Genomic DNA, 20,463 nt, shown 5'->3' on the forward strand with positions numbered 1-20,463 from the left:
GCAGGCCGGTGAGAACTTCGATCGTCGCCGGTTTTCCGGTGTAATCGCCCAAAGAGAATTCGTTTCGCAAACGTGTGCCGACAGGTATTAAGTTAGCCGAGGAGAGGCAACTAAGTCTGTGAATCGAAGAAGCTGAAGCCGGCTTGTGACTAATTGCAAGCCGGCTTTTGAGTTCGCTGTCGACTAGAAGACGAGTAATTCTTCCAACTCGCCTTCCTCTTCTGTGAAGAGGCGATCGACGGCATCGAAATGCTCGACAATATCGCTTTCACCGTTCAGCGAGTCCAACAGCAGAGCATCGACCAAGTCCACTTCTACGTCCACCTGGGCGAAGCTGGCGACGTCTGCATTGACTGCCTGATATGTTGCCGATTGGATTGGGGCCGTTGTGGTCGAAGTGACATCGCTGGGGATCCAGATCAGACTGCTTGAATCTTCTCCTTCGAGCACCACGTTCGATGAGATCATCGACTCCGGTGCTTCTTCGGAGACCGGCGAAGCGATCTCAAAGTGCGACGTGGTCGCGGCCGGAGGCGCAGAAGTTTGGTCGACTGCTTCGGATTCCAGCGAGGCATTGTTGCCGGCTCCGTTCGGGGCGGAATTATCGCGATTTCCAATTTTGCGAATCACCTTCGAGAGATCGAGCAAACTAATGACGCCGTCATGATCCAGATCATACGCCCAGCCGAAGTCGCTGGCCGACCCGACATGCGCACCGATGTGACGGATCACCAACGCCAGGTCGAGCAATGTGACCACGCCGTCATGGTCCAAGTCAGCGGCTTCCTCCCAAGTGGAGAAATGTGAGTTGGGAGACGGCACATTGATTTCGGGGAATTCAATTGTGGGCGTCGGGTTTTGCGGCAGCTCATCGGCGACCGGCGGATCAAAATTGCCGACGACAGGCAGACCTTTGCTGTTGCCAAAGACCGCGTGCTGGTCGGGACCAAACGGGTCGGTCAGGAATTTCGCCACGTTGCGCCCCAACGGATCTTGCGACGGGGGAATCATGCGAGCCGGGTTTTCCCAGATCGGGCGAGCAACTCCATTCGCGTCGCTATCGGAGATCAATAGGAACCATTCGGCCTCGCTTCCGGCCGAGTTATTTTGATCGGGCACCCACAGGCCGAGATCCTCGACGCCGTCCGAGTTGAAGTCAGCCGAAACAGGTCGCTCGCGAACGCCCTCAAAGCCAAACGAGAAAATCTGGTCGGCACTTCCGTTCCAACCTTTATCCACGCCGTTGGTCAGGTCGAGGAAGAAGGTGTCGTCTCGCCAGACGCCCAGGTCGTCAAATCCGTCGCCATCCCAATCGCCGACGATTGGCTTGCCAACCAGGGAGGTAACGATCGGCGTATCAATCTGGTTGTCGTGATTAGTGTCGATCCAGAACGTGCCGGTTTCACCGACGTAAACGCCGACTTCGTCTCCGTTGGCGGCGTTGCCGTCAAAATTGCCGGCAATCGGAGTTCCGTTGATCTGCAGGTTCTGAACAACGGTGGCGTCCGGCGCCCCATCATTGTCAAAGTCGAACTGGAAGCGGAACTTGCCATGGACCATGCCGTAAACGGCCAGGCGATCGAAACCATCCGCAACACTGCCGGCGCTGGGCGTAAACTGGCCGGCGAAGACATCGTCGGTGGTGAATCCAATCGCAAAGGTCAGATCTTCATTGGTATCGTCGGCATTTTGCGTATCGACATACCAGTTGCCGTTGATGTCGATCAATGTCGTGCCGTAACTGGCGACGCCGATTTCGGGATGCGTATCGATCGTGAAACGTGCTGAGAACGCTCCGCCGGCGACACCGTTACCGGTTGCAAAGGATGGAGCATCTTGCGATTCGGCGGCGTTGCTCTCTCCATCCAATTGATTACCGGCTGGGTCGGTCAGCGAGTCGGCGATTTTCAACGTGTAACGATCATCGGGCAACGCTTCAAAGAATTCGAGCGTCACGGTCGAACGGCCAATTGAGCCCGGCGTCGTATCATGGTTGATCGTGATCGACTTGATCGGAACCAGACCGTTGGCGTCACCAATCAACTGGAAGGCGCCAGGTTGCAGCGCCGTGGCGTCGGAGATCGCCGGATAGAGGAAGCCGTAATTGTCGACAGCGACCGGCGCGATCACGCTTGTGTTCAACAGGTCGTTGGTAGTCGTGTAGACGACCGCATCGGGATCTATGATCTGCAATTCGGCCAGGTCAGACATGCCGACGCCGATTGCGTAGACATTCTTGGCAACTCCATGCAATTCGGCGGCTGCCGCGGCATGATCGCCAGGGGTGCCCGAGAATCCATCTGCAAAGAAGAGGACCGTCGAATTGGCGAATCCCGAGTTTTCTAATGCCGTTTTCGCGGCTTCCAATCCGGCCGTAAATTCGGCCGATCCGCCTGCGTTAATCGATTTCAACGCTTCGATCAGATCGAGTTCGCCATTGTTGTTATTATCGGCGGCAGCCGTTGTGAAATCCGAGTTCGTATTCATCTCAAACATATGGACCGAACCGCTAACCATCACCACCAGCGAGACTTTGGCGACATTGCCCAGGCCAGCGTCAATCAATTGCTGATTGGCCTGAATGACCGCAGCGATTTCGGCGTCCAAGATGGAGTTGAAGATTCCGTCACCGTTAAGATCGCCAACTTGACTGCCTGCGATCGCGCCATTCGTGCTAGACGAAGCGTCAATTACAAACACCACGTTGGGCGAATTGCCGGGCGCAAACAATTCGACGCCTGGTCGAACCGGTAGATCGCTAAAGTCGATTTCCAGACTGGTGATCGGCGGAGTTGGTCCATCGACCGCAGGCTTCGGTGCGAACAGATCATAGTCCGGCGAACCGGTGACGCTGACATTTTCGATCTGCGGACCTTGCGTATCGATCATCATTTCGAGGGTCGTAACGCTCGAAATATTTCCAGCCAGGTCTTCCGACGTTACGACAATCTGGCGAATCCCGTCGTAGGAGAAGTAGTTGGGATTGTTCAGATCGTACTTCCCGTTCAGGCCCCAATAGCCGACTTCCGGGTTGCCATCGTTGCCATCTAGCGGCGAAGCTGCAGTTAGTCCTTGATAGACGTAGTTGCTGTTGAGATAGGCAATCACATCGGCGGAAGACATGCCGTTCAGAGCTGCCAGCATCGCTGGATCGATCGGCGTATCGCCCGCGTACAAACGAATCACGGAGTTGGATTCGGCGTCGCCGACAAAGCCGGTATTGGAATCGCTGGTGATCTTGTCGGCTAGCGTGTTGGGATCGCCGGTAACGCCGGTATCGGTGCTGCTTGGATCGATCTCCAAGGTTGGAGCGTCCGGCTTCGTTCGATCGATCACGACATCCAGCAGATAATCGGTGCTGATATTGCCGGCTCGATCTTCGACTTCCAGCTTGAAGTCGTGGTAGCCTTCGGTCAGGACCGAAAGGTCCACTTTGCTGACGAAATTTTGATCCGTGAATCCATCCACTAAGGGGTCTATCGAAGTAAACACGGACGACGAATCGTAAACCAATATTTCTTCGCCACCTTCGGCCCGCAGGTAAAGTCGGTACTGGAGGTTCGCATCAAAAATATGCGGCGGTTGACTCGTGTCGGATGTCGTCATGTGGAACGTCAACAATTCGGCCATCGTGACGTTGTCTTCATCATTGCGGCCAGTATCGCTGGCAGAGTCCAGATCGAGATAAGGCGTGTTGGGCGCCTGCGTATCGATTTCAATATCCAGGCCTTGCGAGAGCGCGCTGCGATTGCCGGCCAAGTCTTCGTAGGCGACGCGAATCGTGTAGACGCCGTCTGTCAGCGAGGAAGTTTGGACCGCCCATTTCCCTTGCGAATCGACGGACCCTTGTCCAATTGGGGTCGTATTATTATTCGCATACAGGAAGACTTTGGCGTTCGCTTCGCCGGTGCCTTGGAAGATCGGTTCCTTCACGTTGGTGACGTTGTCTCCCGCCAAGGCGCCGCTGTCTGCGGTCGACACCAAGTCCGGATTCGAGCCGCCAGGCTTAGCCGCATCCACCGTCAAACGGACCGAGGTCGCCAAACTAGTATTGGCGCGAGCGACCGGCGTTTGGCCGTCAAAGACGACGGTTCGCGCCGAGATAAGATATTCGCCATCTTCGAGCTCATCGCCATAGGTCTCGGGGTTGTAAACAAAGACGGTCGCGGTTTCCGGCGATCCGACGACGTCGGCAAAGCGACGTATTACGGCGCCAGCGTTGACGCCGGTGAGTAACGTGATCGAAATCTCGACCGCAAACCCAGCTGTTGCTCCTAGGTTGGCCTGATCCGCCGTGAGAATTGGCAATTCGCCTAACGTCGGATTAGGCGCTCCCGTCGGCGGGTCGACCATGTTGTTGCCGTTTTCATCCACAAACTGAAGCAAATCGTCTTGGATGTAAATCAACGGAGTCTTGCTGGTGGTGACATTGTCTAGCGGGGATGAACCCGTGTCCGACAACGGCGAGATCAAAATGCCGTGCGGCGCCGGGGCCGCAAAGTTTTCGATCTCCAACGAATATTGGTTGACGTCGTCGACCGGATTGACGCCATCATCGGAGCCGGCGACTCGAATGTAGTATTTCTGTTGACTGACGACTGAAATGACCAGATTTTCGTTGTCATCGTGGGTGTCGACTTTGGCGATCAAATCCCCTGATTGATCATAGACTTCCAGTTGCAAGTCCCCTTCGGGAACATTGGTGAACAACGCATTGACATACAGCTTGCCGGTAAAGTGCGCCGTATAGCGGAAGAAGTCGACATCGGAGTCATCGTGAATCGAAAGGTTGTTGAGAATCACCGATTCCGGCGAACCCAAAATGGTCGCTTGCGCGATCGTGTTGTTGATCTCGTACTGATCGGGAACGATGATCGTTTCAATGCTGACGTAGTTGATATCGGCGTGGCTGCCGGAGGTTACCGAGCCGTCGGGGGTCGGACCAACGACCGGATTGGTGACGCCGCCAAAGAACAACGCCAGCACGTCTCCCGGCGGTACGTCAGGATCGCCAAAGACCGGATTGCCCCCGTCGATATTGATGACCGTCGTCAAGTGAGGCGCGATCGTAAAGCGATCGAGTCCGTCAAACGTGCTGACAAACATTTCATCCAGGTCGGTGAAATGAATGATGTCTTGATAGTCGCCGCCGCGGTTGTGTTGGAAGTTGTCCGTTCCGCCGATCGACTTCGAGTTGATGTCGATGATGTCTTCTTCGCCGGTGGTCGTTTCATAGTTGAACGTACCGACCGACTTGATCTTACTATCCGATCCGTTGCCGGTATATTCAACATCGAAGATCGACAGGGTCAGCGAATTGCTGACACCAAATCCGCTGCCGGAACTGTCGTTCAAGATAAGATTTTCGAGCGTGATGTTACCGCCATTGTCGACTTGAACGCCATTACTATCACTCGACTGGATTTGCATGTTCTGCAGAATGACGTCACCGGCGGTGTCGATCAGAAAGCCGTTGCCAGCGGCCGCTGTCACCATGACTTCCGCAGGGCTCATCATCCCTTGACCTTGGACCGTGACACCGCGCGTGATGAAGACGCTTTCGTCATACGAACCTTCAAGGACGCGGACCTCACCATCGGTGTCAACATCGTCCACGCCTTCTTGAATGGTCGCGAAAGCGTTCACTCCTAAGAAGTACCCCGGGATTACTTCATCGCCCGAGGGAACGCCCATCGCCCAATCATCATCAACATAGACGATCGGCGTCATGTCGGAGTCGCGAACCAAGACAACGTCGTTACCATTGCCGCCGTCATAAAAGAGAAGATAGTCTTCTCCCCCAATCGTGACGACATCACCGTTATTGATGCCGGCGAAAGTGCCGACCACGGGATCGAGGCTGCCGTCATTGTCGATCAGGATGAATTCGTACCCGAGGGCTTGGCTGGTAATCGGCAGTGTTTCAATGATGTCAAGCGTTGCGCCGCCCAGGTTGACCGTTCCATTGACGACGTATTGATCGAAATCGACCCCCGCGGTGATCACATCCTCGATTTCGACGGTCAGCTTCGATCCAGCCGTTAGAACCATGTCGCCCGAGACGATGGTTCCCGGGCTAAAGCCTGCATTGAGCGTGGCGTCCATGGCGCTGGCCTTCAACTCTCCCAGCAACGTGAACTCACCGCTGACCGTGACCGGTTTGTTGATGTCGAGGTCTTCGTTGTAGTCGCCGTAGAGGTCCAGGAAGTAGAGCGTCGAGCCATCCTTCGCGGCGTTGACGGCGCCTTGCAAGGTTCCGCCATTCTGTTCCAGCGTGCGGACAACCATTCGGTCCCCGCTCGGCGTCATGCCGGGGATGAATTCAAAGTAGGTCTTGGCCGTCGGCATGCCGGGCAAAAAGGTGTTGCTGGTGACCAGATCAAACAGCGTCAGGGGGGCGATCGAGAGTTCGCCGGTCGACGTGTTGAGGAGCGAGACGATGTTGGTGAACTCGCCTTGATCGGTGATGTCGAACGTGTTGTCGTGGATTTCGGCGTCTTTGCCGCGAACTTGCAACGTGGTGGCGGTTCCGAACGTCGTGCCTTTGAACTCGTTGTCGGTGATGACTGCTCCGTCGGAATCAATCGTCACCAGCGATTGGCCCACTTCCATCATCATCGCGTCGACGCCGCCGCTCGTACCTTCAATGGTATTGCCGGTGAAGGTGATGTTGGCGGTCATGCCTGTATTGTCGTTGGTGCTTCCGCCGTTGATGTAGACCAGACCACGCGGAACATTGTCGGTCGTAAACTGGGGTCCGCTCATGGGAGGAACGACAAATGTGGTTCCGCCGATGATGTTGTCGTTGATTACCAGATTGGTGACAGCGAAGTTGTATTCGGTCAGAATTGCGGAATCGCCGTTGGCGAGGATATGATTCCCCTCGATCGTGGTCCCGCTGTTGTCGTTATCAATATAGACCGCAGCGTTCTCGAGTCCGGGGGATCCATTGTCGATGCCGACAATCGTGAAGCCTTTGCCGCTTTCACCCAGCGTGACATTGTCGGACGTGATCCAAACAGTCGCCAAGGCCAACGGCATGGCATTGGAAATTCCTTCGATGATCGTGTTGTCTCGACCGGTGTCCGAGACGAGCGTCAATTCTTTATAGAGCAGGACGTTTTCGACGTAGGTTCCATCGTTAACCGTGACGGTTCCGCCTACGGTAACGTCATCCACGCCTTCTTGAATCGTGGAGAAGGCGTTGATGAGATAGAAGTAGCCGCCGCCTAAGTCCTCGCCGGCGAACGCAGTGGAGAAATCGTCGTCCACTAGTACGTCAGAAGAAGCGACGTTGTCGCGGATCAGGACGACGTCATTGCCGTCTCCGCCGTTGTAGAAGATGCGGAAATCTTGGCTGTTGAAATTGATCAAAGCGCCGTTGGCCAAACCGTCGAATGTTCCGGTAACAGCGTCTGTCCCATCATTGTCGATGAACGTGATCTGATCCAAGTGCGAGAGTCCCATCGCGGAGCCCGATAGCACGAGCGTCGAACCGCCGAGATCCACGGTTCCGGTGACCTGGTACTGATCGAAGTCGGTCCCCGCCGTGGCGATGCCGTTGAATTCGACGTCGAGCATCGTTCCCGACATGAGCGTCAAGTCGCCGGAGGCGATAATGCCGGGGCTGAAACCGGCCGAGAGGATCGCGCCAGGCGCACTTGCCGTCAGCGTGCCCGTTAAATCAAACTCACCGGCGACGGTGATCGCTTGGCTGATATCGACAGCGGCCTCCGTGTAGTCACCGATAAAGTAGATCACGTCGCCGGGAGCGGCGGCGTCAATTGCATCTTGCATCGTGCCGACATCGATCTGGCCGTTTACAAAATAGGCGTTGTCGCCAAAGTCATTGTCGAGGAAGATGTCTTCGAAAGTAGCCGGGTCGGTCGAGAGCTTGTTCGCTATGTTGTTGTAAAGAAATAATGCGTTGGTTGATTCGCCTTGCATGCTAAGATCGAAAGTATTGCCGGTGATCGTCGTCATGTTGCCGCGAGCACGCAAACTACTACCGTAGCGTGCGGTCGTACCGGCGAACGTGTTGTCGGTAATGAAGACGATGTTGGCGTCAATCGTCACCAGCGTATTGCCGGCGTTCGCGGCGATATCGCCGGCCGTGCCGATAATTTGATTATTGCTGAAGGTGATATTACTGGTGCTTCCACCGTCGTTGCCTCCTCCCATCACGACTAACTGCTGCGCGCCGTTGGGATCAAAGGGACCGCCGATCACCGCCGGATCATCAAACGTCTGGCCCGAGAAAATGTTGTTGTCGATCAGGAAGTCGTTGATCGTGGCCGAGTATTCGGTGATCAGGCCACCGTCGCCGTTGGCGACGATATCGTTGTTCAGGATTTTCGCGCCAGAGTGCGACCCTTGGAAATAGACCGCCGCTTTTTCGAGTCCTGTTGTGCCGTCAATGCCGATGATGGTAAAGCCGTCAATGGTGACCGCGGTCGTTGGGCTCTGGATGAACAGCGTCCCCAACGCGCCGCCGACCTCCAGTCCTTCGATCGTGGTGTCGTCTCGTCCATTCAGGGACTGCAGCGTCAGGTCTTTGTTGATCGTCACATTTTCGACGTAGGTTCCATCGTTAACCGTGACGGTTCCGCCTACGGTAACGTCATCCACGCCTTCTTGAATCGTGGAGAAGGCGTTGATGAGATAGAAGTAGCCGCCGCCTAAGTCCTCGCCGGCGAACGCAGTGGAGAAATCGTCGTCCACTAGTACGTCAGAAGAAGCGACGTTGTCGCGGATCAGTACGACGTCATTGCCGTCTCCGCCGTTGTAGAAGATGCGGAAATCTTGGCTGTTGAAATTGATCAAAGCGCCGTTGGCCAAACCGTCGAATGTTCCGGTAACAGCGTCTGTCCCATCATTGTCGATGAACGTGATCTGATCCAAGTGCGAGAGTCCCATCGCGGAGCCCGATAGCACGAGCGTCGAACCGCCGAGATCCACGGTTCCGGTGACCTGGTACTGATCGAAGTCGACCCCCGCCGTGGCGATGCCGTTGAATTCGACGTCGAGCATTGTTCCCGACATGAGCGTCAAGTCGCCGGAGGCGATAATGCCGGGGCTGAAACCGGCCGAGAGGATCGCGCCAGGCGCTGTAACGTCCAGCTTGCCGTTGAGTTTGAAATCTCCGCCTAGCGTAATGGCCTTATCGACGACAACATCTTCGGTGAATTCACCGCTGAAGCGCAGCACGTCCCCAGCGGTCGATAGGTCGATCAGATCTTGAATCGAGTCAACTTCAACGATTTTGGCGCCATTCGCGAAGACCGGTTGGGTGAACTCATTGTTGTTGAGGATATCACCAAGCGTTTCTGGATCGTTAGAAAGCTTGCCGGTCGACGTGTTGAGGAGCGAGACAACGCTGGTGGACTCGCCTTGCAAGGAGACGTCAAACTTGTTGTCGTGGATCTCGGCGTTCTTGCCGCCAGCACGCAACGTCGCGGCGGTTCCGAACGTCGTGCCTTTGAATTCGTTGCCGGTGATAGTTGCACCGTCAGAATTAATCGTCACCAGCGATTGGCCCACTTCCATCATCATCGCGTCGACGCCGCCGCTCGTACCTTCAATGGTATTGCCGGTGAAGGTGATGTTGGCGGTCATGCCTGTGTTGTCGTTGGTGCTTCCGCCGTTGATGTAGACCAGACCGCGCGGAACATTGTCGGTCGTAAACTGGGGTCCGCTCATGGGAGGAACGACAAATGTGGTTCCGCCGATGATGTTGTCGTTGATTACCAGATTGGTGACAGCGAAGTTGTATTCGGTCAGAATTGCGGAATCGCCGTTGGCGAGGATATGATTCCCCTCGATCGTGGTCCCGCTGTTGTCGTTATCAATATAGACCGCAGCGTTCTCGAGTCCGGGGGATCCATTGTCGATGCCGACAATCGTGAAGCCTTTGCCGCTTTCACCCAGCGTGACATTGTCGGACGTGATCCAAACGGTCGCCAAGGCGCCGACGCCAGAGATCCCTTCAATCGTCGTGTTGTCGCGTCCCGTTACGGAGACGAGCGTCAATTCTTTGTTGAGCAGAATGTTTTCGGTGTAGGCGCCGTCACCTACAGTGACGGTGCCGCCAGCATCAACTTTGTTCACCGCTTCTTGAATCGTAGCGAACGAATCGACGCCGAAATTGGTCGCCGGACCATCTGGATCATCCCCCGGCGAGAGGAGAGCCCAGTTGTCGTCAACATAGACATCCATCGCGAGCAACTGGCGCGCTTCCAAGTGTTCGGCCTGCATCGCCTGACGTTTGCGGCGTTTGCGCAATTTGTTATTTGAGTTCGTCTTACGTTGCTTGCCGCGATTGATGGAAGAGCTCATGTCGATCGTTCGCCTTCGCTAGAAGATAATGCCTATTTGAGTTCATCGTTAGGCTTTCCCAAGCTGGCCAAACCTGCCGATAATCACGCTTACTCCGAAAGTAGCGAAAATAACGACTGGGATGTTTGGGAAAGATTTCAGTGCGATGTTAACCTAAATGGGGGAGTTATCAAGCAGTTTCCTGAGCATACGAAGAGAGCGGCGCATAAAAAAAACGGAGCCTTCTTGGTAAAGAAGGCTCCGTCGCAATTTTTGCCGTTATTTTGGTGTAGTGGTCGTTTTTACCACATATACTCAACTTTCGCGGTCAAGCCATCGAAAGTCATCGTGTTATTTAATCCAACAAAATTGGAATTCTGAACTCCTTGAATCCAGGAATCGGTGCTTACGGTGTTGAACCAAGACTGGACAATATAGCCAGCGGTCAGACGCAGACGATTGTCGCAGCCGTGCCAACCAACGCCTAATTCGAGATCAAGCACAGGCATGATGCGTCCTGCTTGCCAATTGGTTTGAACTTCCAACGGGTCCGCCGAGTCAAATTGCGTGTAGTCCCCGCGGAACTCGCCTGCTAAAAACGCGGCGTTTCCTTTGCTATAGATCAGCCAGCCATTGCAAGGAGCGTAACGCTCAGCGTCAAAGCCAAAGGTGAAGCCAACCCCGTCAAAATCAAGTTCCGACTGAACCGTCGTCGTTCCATTGACTGAGATGGCCGACTCGAACTGCTGCTGCAAGCGGCCATAACGTACGCCAGCCAGCCAATTAACGGCGGAAGTTTCGGTTGCTCCCCAAATCCGGCGGTAAGTGATATCGACCTGATCAAAGCTGACGTCAAGCGACGCATTCGCGAGTAGCCCCGTGGAACCAGCCGCAACCGAACTAGGATGAATGACCAGCGACGCAATAGAAAGCGGAACGTCGGTCGTCAATTCGCTAGTCGTGTTGCTTTCAAAGCCGGTGTACGAAGCGCCAATACTGGAATTGCAATCCCAGGCGCTCCAAAAACCGACTTTCACGCCAGAACTGTAGTCGGGATCAGCGACAGCAGTTCTCCCCATCGGAGATGCTCCGTCGCGAACCTGGGCATATGCGACTTCAGCGTCGCGAGCTCGCAGATACAGAAACTGACCATAGCCGCCGCTACGATGAGCCCAGCGTTGATCGCAGCAACAGGTGTCGTAGCCGCAAGGACTACAGCGACTACAGTCGCAAGCTGCTAAGCTCGCTTCGTACGCGACTGGTTGAGCGAGTGAAGCGTCGTTGTTCATGTAAAGCAACGGATGAACGTCGGAATCCGAGCGAATCTCGGTGTCGCTTTCTGGAAGCGGAGGGCTGACGTTGGCAGACATTGAATTCGCCTGAATGCCGAATCCGTGTGCCGAAGTAACTGAAGGTTGCTGTGCATAAGCTGGCGTCGCCGCCATCATGAGAATGAAAAAAGTTCTCAACATCCCGTTCACCTTCGACTAGTAGCGTAACCATTATGGTTGAAATCGGTATCCCCTTTTGGAGATCGGATTTTGACGACTACAAGGCCAATTTTTTCGTTTCAATTGACAAGAAAGTCACTAACCTAATATTCAGATGGGTAATAGAGGTCGGATTGCGCGATTATCTTGAAAAAATCGGTGATTGAACATCTGTGAGCGGTAGCAGAAAGCCACGCTGTGCTGGTGCTGATAGCAATCAAACCCCGTTTGATTTTCCGAGGGAGAGGCCACGTCGCAACCGCCGTGAAGTAAAGGGTCACTCTGGGTTAAGTCGCTCTTTCAACGATTTAGGGGGCGGTTCTAAGCTTCATCAAGGCGAGGTTCAAAAATGGGTCAGATTTTCGTTAATCTCTTCGTCTTGTCGTTACAGATGTGCAAAGTTCAGACGTAGTTGTGCAGCAACTAGCTCGTATGATCCGCTAGCATTGCACTCTCAAGTCAATGCACTGGTCGTTCGACATGACGTTCCGCGAAGATGAATCGTGATTAAGAAGTCGTCAAGCGGCTGACAGTCTGGCGTGGCTCTTCCGCTTCGCATTCGGTCGAAGAGAAATGGATCGACCAAACATGGTTCGGACTACGTCGCTTCCCGCTTACTTTCGCTTTTTCGATCGATTTTACAATTCGTCCCAGGAGATACTGGCGTGCGTTTCGGCATAGATCGAGCGGGAACGTGTCGGGAAAGAATACGAATCAACATCGTCCTGAGCGATCTTGTTGGTCATCCACTGTTTCAGCGATGCGTGTGGCGAAATCGAATAGACGTTATTATCGCAAAATTGATCCGGCCGCGCTGCGCTAGTTTATCCAGAGCGCTCGCTGATCATAGCCGGCGAGATCGCAATGAAGAGCTTTTAATTGCGAGGCATAAGTTCCATTAGCGCATCCGCGAAAATCGCCAATCCACTCGCGTTGGGATGGTTAATGCAGTTTACCATTAAGGTGTTGTAGGGAATGCCTTGTCTCCAAAGTCGTCCATATCGCAACGACGCGTCGGCGAGCGCCAGTTGATGTTTTGCGGCAAAAGACCTCAAGCCTTTGACATAGGGGCGAGGGTCATCGTCAATATCACGTTGACGATCCAAGTCCATCCAATCGGGACGTACGTAATGCGGAGTTAGGATGATCCATTCGGCGTTAATTTTTTGGAATTCGCTTAGAAGCTTTCCATAGCGTTCCTCGACTCGAGCCTCATTCAGATGGGCGTCATTCACAAATTCGCTGATGATAAGATCCGGGCGCACGTCCAGCACCGTCTGCTGAAAATTGTGCGGCTGGCCAAGAGGCGCCGCTAGATAAGAGCCGGTGGTTCTTCCGCCCCATGCCTCGGTGATCAGTTCGATGTTCGCAGTGGGGAAGCGTTTCTTGAGTCGATGAACAAACTGCGATTGCCATCGATCTCGTTCTGGATCCTTTAAATAGGCGCCATCCGTGACGCTGTCGCCCCAAGCCAGGATTCGCAACGTCTCACCTGATCGCAGCTTAGCTATCGCATGAGGAATCCGTTGCTCAGCAATCCTTGGAACCATTGCCGCCGATTCTGGATAAGCGGTTTCCATGATAGGAAAAAGATGATCTGTCGTGAGACGTTCGATGGGGCCTGGAATCCAGATATTCGCGAGCCGTCTTTGTCCGTCCGCACATTCTGGCGGCACAGGCGTTTCTGCCCGCGGTTGGCCAGTGCGATATTCAATAGCGCCGTTGGCCCCCAGGAAGATGGAATCGATCCGAGGGAGCGCATGCCGATAACTGACGTAGACGACGTCTCCCTCTTTTATCCTTCCGTTTGGCAACCGGCCAATGCGTCCCCAGCGACTTTCGAGCTCATAATCTTGACCTCGAAGAAATCTGCTGTCTGATTCCGCAGGACCAGAACGAACGATGACGCTCTCGGCGACAAGCAAATCGGAGGCTGTAAACTTATCGGATTTCAAGGCCTCCAACCTCGCGCCGCGCGCATAGGCGGAGGCCTGCGGATTGTAAATTGGCAATCCGTTATGCCGTTCCGCCGCCACGGCAAGCACAGCAGGAGGAGGCACGCTCACAGCAGCTGTGAAAGCAGACCCTTCTCCAGTACTTGCGCAATGAACCTGCACTTCCCAGTCATCGGGCAACGTGAGTTGCGTTGAGTTTTCGGCGGCGAAACAAGCTGTCGAAATGATGCCGCTGACAAAAACTGGCAACACGAGGTTGTTAATCGCGGAGATGAAATTGCTTGATTTTGCTTGAGTCCAGATGGATAGCAGCATGGATCAAATTTCTCGAGGGCGTTGAAAGAACTGCCAAGGCGTCTAATATTTCGGGCGGCGCATCACGAACTAGCTGATTCCTAGAATCTTCGATTCTGCACGCCCTTCGTTCATATCGATCCGCTCTGGGCGCCCCTTATGTCGATAAATCAGCTTCGTGTGATCCATTCCCAAGGCTCTAATGATTGTCGCGTGCAGGTCATGCACATGCATTGGGGTTTCAATTGCTCGCAGGCCAAGCTCATCCGTCGCCCCCACGGTACGTCCCCCAGTGATGCCGCCGCCAGCCATCCACATGGTGAACCCGGTGGGGTTGTGATCGCGGCCGCTCCCTTTCTCGGACATCGGCGTGCGACCAAATTCTCCCCCCCAAATCACCAACGTCTCATCCCATAGTCCGCGGCGTTTTAGGTCTTTCAGCAAGCCGGCGATCGGTTTATCGACTTCTTTGCAGAGCTTGCCGTGGTTGCCTTCGATGTTGTTATGAGCGTCCCACCCACTACCGGCTCCACTGTAGAGCTGAACGAAACGTACGCCGTTTTCGACCAGCCGCCGAGCCATCAGGCAATTGCTGCCGAAGACATTCGTTTCTTTTTGATCGATTCCATACAACTGCTTCGTCTCTTCCGACTCAGCGCTCAGGTCGACGATGCTCGGAGCGGCTGACTGCATGCGGAAGGCCAGTTCGTATGACTTGATTCGTGCTTCCAGTTCCGACAAGTCGCTGCGCTCGTCCGCGTGACGGCGATCTATTTGATTCAAGAAGCCGAGCTTCGCCTTTTGTCGCGCGGCCGTAATGTGACTGGGAGGGTTTAGATGCAAAATAGGATCGGAGCCCGATTTGAATTTAACCCCTTGATAAACAGCCGGCATGAAGCCGTTGCCCCAATTGCGGGGACCGTTGACCACTTGCCTGTTGGAGTCGGTGAGTACTACGAAGGCAGGCATGTCTTGATTCTCGGCGCCCAAGCCGTAAGTGGCCCACGCTCCGAGGGACGGCCGTCCGCCGATCACGTGCCCTGTGTTCATTTGGCACACCCCCGACGAATGATTGATGCCGTCCGAAATACAAGAGCGGATCACGCACAAGTCATCGGCGCACGTGGCGATCTCGGGGAACCAATCCGAGACCCACAGGCCGCTTTCGCCATGCTGCTTCCATTTGCGGGGGCACTTGAGTAGCGGAGCGTCGTTTTCCCCCATCGCCAGAACGACTTTGCCAAAGCTCTCGGGGATCTTCTGCCCGGCTAGTTTGTTCAGCAACGGTTTGGGGTCAAACAGGTCGATGTGACTCGGTCCCCCTTCCATAAAGAGGAAGATTACATTCTTCGCCTTGGCGGGGAAGTGGGGCGCCTTGGGAGCTCGCGGGTCTTGCGAGACGGCGGCTTGTCCAGCGCCGCCCATCAAAGCGGCTAAGGCCAAAGCGCCAAAACCGCCGCCGGACTTGGCTAGGAATTCTCGGCGTGAGGTGGGGACTTCGATGTGCGGTTGGTGGGTCATCGGATTTCTCGCTAAGGAGGGCGTGTTCGCTTAATCGATGAATTGAAATTCGCTGGAGTTCAACAAGACATGGCAATAGTCGCTAAGGGCGATCAATATGGAGTTCATGTCGCCTCTGTCCGAACGGTTCGAGAGCTGCAATTCGTGCTTGCCTCCATCCGTATCAGAAAGGGGGCCGTGCGGATCGGAACGAACGAATCGCCACATCGCCACGGTGTCGTCGGTTGTCAGGTCATTGGGGGAATTGATCATGAGCTGCGATTCGTCCAGGATCGCTTTCTGCGTCAAACGGATGTCGTCAATCAGGCCGTCCCAATTGTGCGGACCTTGGGCATCGCGTCCGCCAATGCTAAACCGCAGAGAATCGCTGCTACAGTCACCGACGATTGAGTGTTTTACGACGACCGTTTCGAGTTCCGACTCGTCGTAGGACATGTCGCGGGCATAAAACGTGGCCGTGCCGGCATCGAAGTCGACGGCGGCCGCGACATAGTACGGCTTATCGGCGGGTATTCGCAGATTGGACGGAACAACTTCGTACTTCACCTTGCCCTCCTTGTCGTCGCCAATTAGTTGCAGAACCAAATTCCGCGGACGATAGGCTGACTGCTCGCTAGTAATGCCAAAGTTCCAGCCAGGCGTCGTCAACGCCCCATTCCACTGCGCGGCGATTGTGCGAACCGTTGCGCCGGGAAAAAGAGTTCGATTGAAAACGATCGCTTCGATGGTGAAGTTGCGAGCAGGGAGAACCCGGTTGTCCGGTAACGTCAGGAGCTGATGCGGCGTTTTGTCACTGATGTTGAACGCCGTACTCCAACGCTGCATCTGTGGTTCGTCCAGTAGGACTGTTGAAGGGAGCTGCTCATATTTTGCGTTCGAGAGATCGCGGTTAGTGACAACTTGATCTTCGATGAAAGCGACTGCAGCTTCCAGTTCTTCCGTACGCGGAGGACGACCGAAACAGACTTGGTAACTGTCGCGAACCATCGCCGCGTAGTCGGTTATATATTGTTGCTTAAGGCGCTTGGCCATGGCCTCGGCCCGTTTGAGCGTCCAGTCGCCGTTGATCATCAACAGGGACTGCGTGGCCGTCGTGGTCGAGTTACGCAATGCGACGCTTGAGAACCCGCTGGGGGCATCAAAGCTATCCAGCAAGGCATCCGGTGAATTTCGCATCTTCTTGGTATAGACGCTGCGAACGGGACTGTTGCTGGAAGCGGGAGGGCCGCCCGGCTTGTCGGAAAGCTCGCCGCTGGCAGCCAGCATCGCGTCGCGAATCTGCTCCGCTTTCAATCGATGGGACGGAAATCGCCACAGTAATCGATTCTTAGGATCAACCAGCTTGGCCTTTTCCGGTACGTCAATCAACGACGACTGCTGATAGGCGGCCGAAAGGAGAATCTCGCGGTGCAGCGGTTTCAGTCGCCATCCATTTTCGATGAACTGGCTGGTCAGCCAATCCAACAGTTCGGGATGGCTCGGAGGTTCGCCCAACCGGCCGAAGTCGCTGGCGCTGGAAGAGATGCCCGCGCCAAAGTGATACTGCCAAATGCGGTTGACGATGACGCGGGGAACCAAAGGGTTGTCGTCGCGTGATAGCCACTTGGCCAGCGTTGCTCGGCGTCCGCTCGTGCTTGCGGCAGGTAGGCTCGCAGGATCGATCTGGGCCGGTTCGGGGTGCAGAATAGTCAGGAATCCAGGCTTGATCTCGCGTTTGTCGTGGTCATCGGGTTTGATTGTGGGAGGAATCTCGCCGCGTGCATCCGTCGCGATGCTGGCCATTGGGGGAGCTGTGGGCTTCGACTTCAAGAAGGCTTGCACTTGCTTCTTCAACTCCTCCCACTTCTGCTTGTCATCTTTGGGGATCGCCCCGCTCAGTCGTCCATACTCAAATTTGACCTGATCGTAGACCAAGTAGTAAATCTGGTTTTCATACGCATTTCGCTCTTCGGCCGGTTTCCAGTAGATGGCCTGGACTTCGGAGGGGAACATTTCGACCGCTTTGCGTTCCACCTTTTCACGAGGCCTGGCTTCGATGTTAGCGATCTGATCCAGCAAGTCCTGATGCTTGGCTTCCCACTGGGCGAGCTTCGCTTCGTACTCTTTCAACTCTTGCTCACCGCACAGCGGGTAGTCGTCTTTCCAGACCAGCGGCTTGAAAAAAGCTTGCAGGCGGTAGTAGTCGTCGTGCAGGATGGGATCGAACTTGTGGTTGTGGCAATGAGCACACGCGATCCCCATGCCCAGGAAGACGTCGCCGACGGTGTCGGTCAGTTCGTCCGCAAGCAGAACTTGCTGGCCCTCAGCATCTCGGCTGTTCCATTCGTACACGCCGCCGCGCAGGAAATAGGTGGCGATCAACGCGTCGGGATCATCGGGTGCGATTTCGTCGCCAGCCAACTGTTCCTGCATAAATTGCCGATACGACTTGTCGTCATTGAAGCTGCGAATAACATAATCGCGATAGCGCCACGCATTCGGTCGAAAGGCATCTTGACGGTAGCCGTCTGAATCGGCGTAGCGAACCAGGTCGAGCCAGTGCGTGGCCCAGCGTTGGCCATAGCGAGGATCAGCCAAGATAGCGTCCACTAGCTGTTCGTAGGCGTCTGGGCTGGTGTTGTTCACGAACTCCGATATTTCCTCGGGCGTTGGCGGAACGCCAAGCATGTCAAAATAAATGCGCCGAATTAATTCGCGATCAGCAGTTGGAGGAGCCATTACAAGCCCTTCCGCCGCAAGCTTCGCTTGGACAAAATTATCAATCGGATTTTGCACCAACGCACCGGAAACAACTTTGGGCGGTGGTGGACGCAACACGGGCTGGAAGGCCCACCAGTCGCGATCTTCCTGGGTGAATACGTCATCTTCTCGCGCACCCTCAGGATGCTCAGGCCAATAGGCGCCATTACTGACCCAGGTCTCGAGAATTGAAATCTGCTCGCTAGAGAGTTGCTTGGAAGGGGGCATCTCGTAACTCTCATACTTAATCGCGGCGATCAACTCGCTATCTCCCGGCATGCCGGGGACAACAATCGCCCCTCCTTCACCTCCCTTGAAAAAGTGACTGCGCTGATCAAGTCGAAGCTTTGATTTCTGCTCGCGCGGGCCGTGGCAGCTAAAACAATTCGCAGCCAATATTGGGCGCACTTTCGATTCAAAGAAGTCGCCACTTTCTTTCTCTCCTGCAGAGAGGAGATTGGAGCCCAGCAAAGCCCCGAGAAGCGCCAGGAGCGGCGTGAGCCGTTTGTATGTGATCGACATCGGAATCTCTAGCTAGATAAAAAGGACGCATCCGTAGAACACGAGGCGATTCTCGTAAGCCAGTCATTACGCACTCGCCATAGGTGCGCCCGGCTCCCTCTAGAGGAAGTCGTTATATGCGAGTACGACGGCGCCGTTGGCGACGGAAAACGACTAGGCGCGTTACTGAGCCAGTTCAAAATTGAGTGCTGAAGATTGACCGGCTTCAATGGTTATTTTCTGCTCGTAGCCAACCACTAACGCATCTCCATTCGGCTTGAGATCAGGATCAATATTCTTTAACGAATAGGCGTCGATCGTCACGATGTAAGCCCCGCTATTGATGCCGTTGCCGCTCACATCGGTGTCATAACCGCCTTCGCGTACCTCCGCAAAGCCAACCTCCCCACTACCGCCCTTGGACGCGTCTGGGGTGAACTGGATTACTCCGATCGGGACAGGCGCTCCCTTAAAGGTGACGCTGCCGAAAGCCCTGTCTTGCAAAGGACCATTGCCGCCACATCCCGGAGTGATTACTGCAAGACATAATAGAACAGACATGTAGAAACAGGTACGGATACATGTCGACAAACGTATTGCAGGCATAAAACGCCGCCCTCGGTTGATAAGAATGGAAAAAACGAGCGGCAAGATTCTCGGAAGAGGCCGAGAACTTGCCGCCTGACGAATGAACTACAGCGCGGTATTTATTTCTCCACCATCTCGACTTGCAAACGCCAAGTAGCTAGCCATATCGATCGTCTCCGGGAGAAACCGAACGCTTCCATCGCCGAGCGCAAAATTGGCGCCGCCTGGATGATGACTGCCGAACGCCCCCACGTTATTAAATCCGGTATACACGGCGCCGGTGCTTCGCAAGCCAATATTGATCGGCCACTTAATGCTCTTGTACGAATACCCCACATAGCCTGTGGAACCGCCGCCGTTCACTGTTCCCATCGTATATTCGCGGTATCCGCCATAGTCATTCCAGCAGATCTCGCCAAATACGGCCGTGTTAGACAATCCGTCCGTCATGCCTGCAAACGTGATCGGTTTCCGAAGGTCGTTCGTACAAAGAGTAAACGTGCCTTGCGTTGCAAACTCACCCAGGGTTAGCGAAGAGTGGAGGTTGTAATTCTCGCCTGTCGTTCCGTTCGCACCAACGGGCCCCAAGATGCCATAGTAGTGCGTAGTATAGTGCTCGACGCGACTGGTGTCGGTCCCGCTGTAATGATCCTGCGTTCCGCTTGGGCAGCGAAGGTGTGGCATGGGAGCGCTTTGATTGAGGGCGTAGTTGTCAGCCGAGACGCATGATTGATCAAAATGGTACTGGTCATAGAACGCCCCCTGTTCCATGAACGGAGCCAACTGGGTCCAGATGCTAATTCCGACAAAGCTTGCCGTGCCATAGGCGGCCGACGGAATCTTGTTATGCGTATCGACATAATTGTGCAGCGCAAGGACCGCCTGTTTCATCTGATTAGTGCATTGCATTCGACGCGCGGCTTCTCTCGCCTGCTGAACTGCCGGTAACAGCAGGGCGATCAACACGCCAATAATTGCGATGACCACTAATAATTCGACGAGCGTAAAACCTCGCGATTTGTCGTTCATGAAACGATTCATAGAAGGGAGCCTTTATTGGT

General features: G+C 54.7%; 7 protein-coding genes. All 7 read right to left on the minus strand.

From position 1 onward, the window contains the following. Positions 1-183 precede the first annotated feature (183 nt). On the minus strand, positions 184-10,335 hold the full coding sequence (locus M4951_RS05465; protein WP_262025469.1) for an Ig-like domain-containing protein: 10,152 nt from the start codon (positions 10,333-10,335) through the stop codon (positions 184-186). 281 nt (positions 10,336-10,616) lie between these two features. Next, positions 10,617-11,684 (minus strand): Lpg1974 family pore-forming outer membrane protein, encoded by a 1,068-nt coding sequence (locus tag M4951_RS05470; RefSeq protein ID WP_262025470.1) that lies wholly within the window; start codon positions 11,682-11,684, stop codon positions 10,617-10,619. Positions 11,685-12,679: 995 nt separating this feature from the next. Continuing rightward, positions 12,680-14,074: an SGNH/GDSL hydrolase family protein gene (locus tag M4951_RS05475; RefSeq protein WP_262025471.1), complete on the minus strand. Its 1,395-nt coding sequence runs from the start codon at positions 14,072-14,074 to the stop codon at positions 12,680-12,682. A 69-nt stretch (positions 14,075-14,143) separates the two neighbouring features. Beyond that, a complete protein-coding gene (locus M4951_RS05480) occupies positions 14,144-15,574 on the minus strand; it encodes a DUF1501 domain-containing protein (RefSeq protein ID WP_262025472.1) in 1,431 nt (476 codons plus the stop codon). A 30-nt stretch (positions 15,575-15,604) separates the two neighbouring features. Further along, positions 15,605-18,835 (minus strand): DUF1553 domain-containing protein, encoded by a 3,231-nt coding sequence (locus tag M4951_RS05485; protein WP_262025473.1) that lies wholly within the window; start codon positions 18,833-18,835, stop codon positions 15,605-15,607. A gap of 162 nt (positions 18,836-18,997) precedes the next feature. Further along, positions 18,998-19,375 (minus strand): hypothetical protein, encoded by a 378-nt coding sequence (locus tag M4951_RS05490; RefSeq protein WP_262025474.1) that lies wholly within the window; start codon positions 19,373-19,375, stop codon positions 18,998-19,000. Between the two features lie 132 nt (positions 19,376-19,507). Further along, positions 19,508-20,443 carry a DUF1559 domain-containing protein gene (locus M4951_RS05495; RefSeq protein ID WP_262025475.1) on the minus strand — a complete coding sequence of 312 codons (936 nt, stop codon included), beginning with the start codon at positions 20,441-20,443 and terminating at the stop codon, positions 19,508-19,510. Positions 20,444-20,463 lie beyond the last annotated feature (20 nt).

It is taken from the genome of Blastopirellula sp. J2-11 (assembly GCF_024584705.1).
GTDB lineage: Bacteria > Planctomycetota > Planctomycetia > Pirellulales > Pirellulaceae > Blastopirellula.

What these genes read in the sequence shown, in the direction of transcription:
- M4951_RS05465 (WP_262025469.1), bottom strand. Translation starts at nt 10,335, where the DNA reads ATGAGCTCTTCCATCAATCGCGGCAAGCAACGTAAGACGAACTCAAAT.
- M4951_RS05470 (WP_262025470.1), bottom strand. Translation starts at nt 11,684, where the DNA reads ATGTCTGCCAACGTCAGCCCTCCGCTTCCAGAAAGCGACACCGAGATT.
- M4951_RS05475 (WP_262025471.1), bottom strand. Translation starts at nt 14,074, where the DNA reads ATGCTGCTATCCATCTGGACTCAAGCAAAATCAAGCAATTTCATCTCC.
- M4951_RS05480 (WP_262025472.1), bottom strand. Translation starts at nt 15,574, where the DNA reads ATGACCCACCAACCGCACATCGAAGTCCCCACCTCACGCCGAGAATTC.
- M4951_RS05485 (WP_262025473.1), bottom strand. Translation starts at nt 18,835, where the DNA reads ATGTCGATCACATACAAACGGCTCACGCCGCTCCTGGCGCTTCTCGGG.
- M4951_RS05490 (WP_262025474.1), bottom strand. Translation starts at nt 19,375, where the DNA reads ATGTCTGTTCTATTATGTCTTGCAGTAATCACTCCGGGATGTGGCGGC.
- M4951_RS05495 (WP_262025475.1), bottom strand. Translation starts at nt 20,443, where the DNA reads ATGAATCGTTTCATGAACGACAAATCGCGAGGTTTTACGCTCGTCGAA.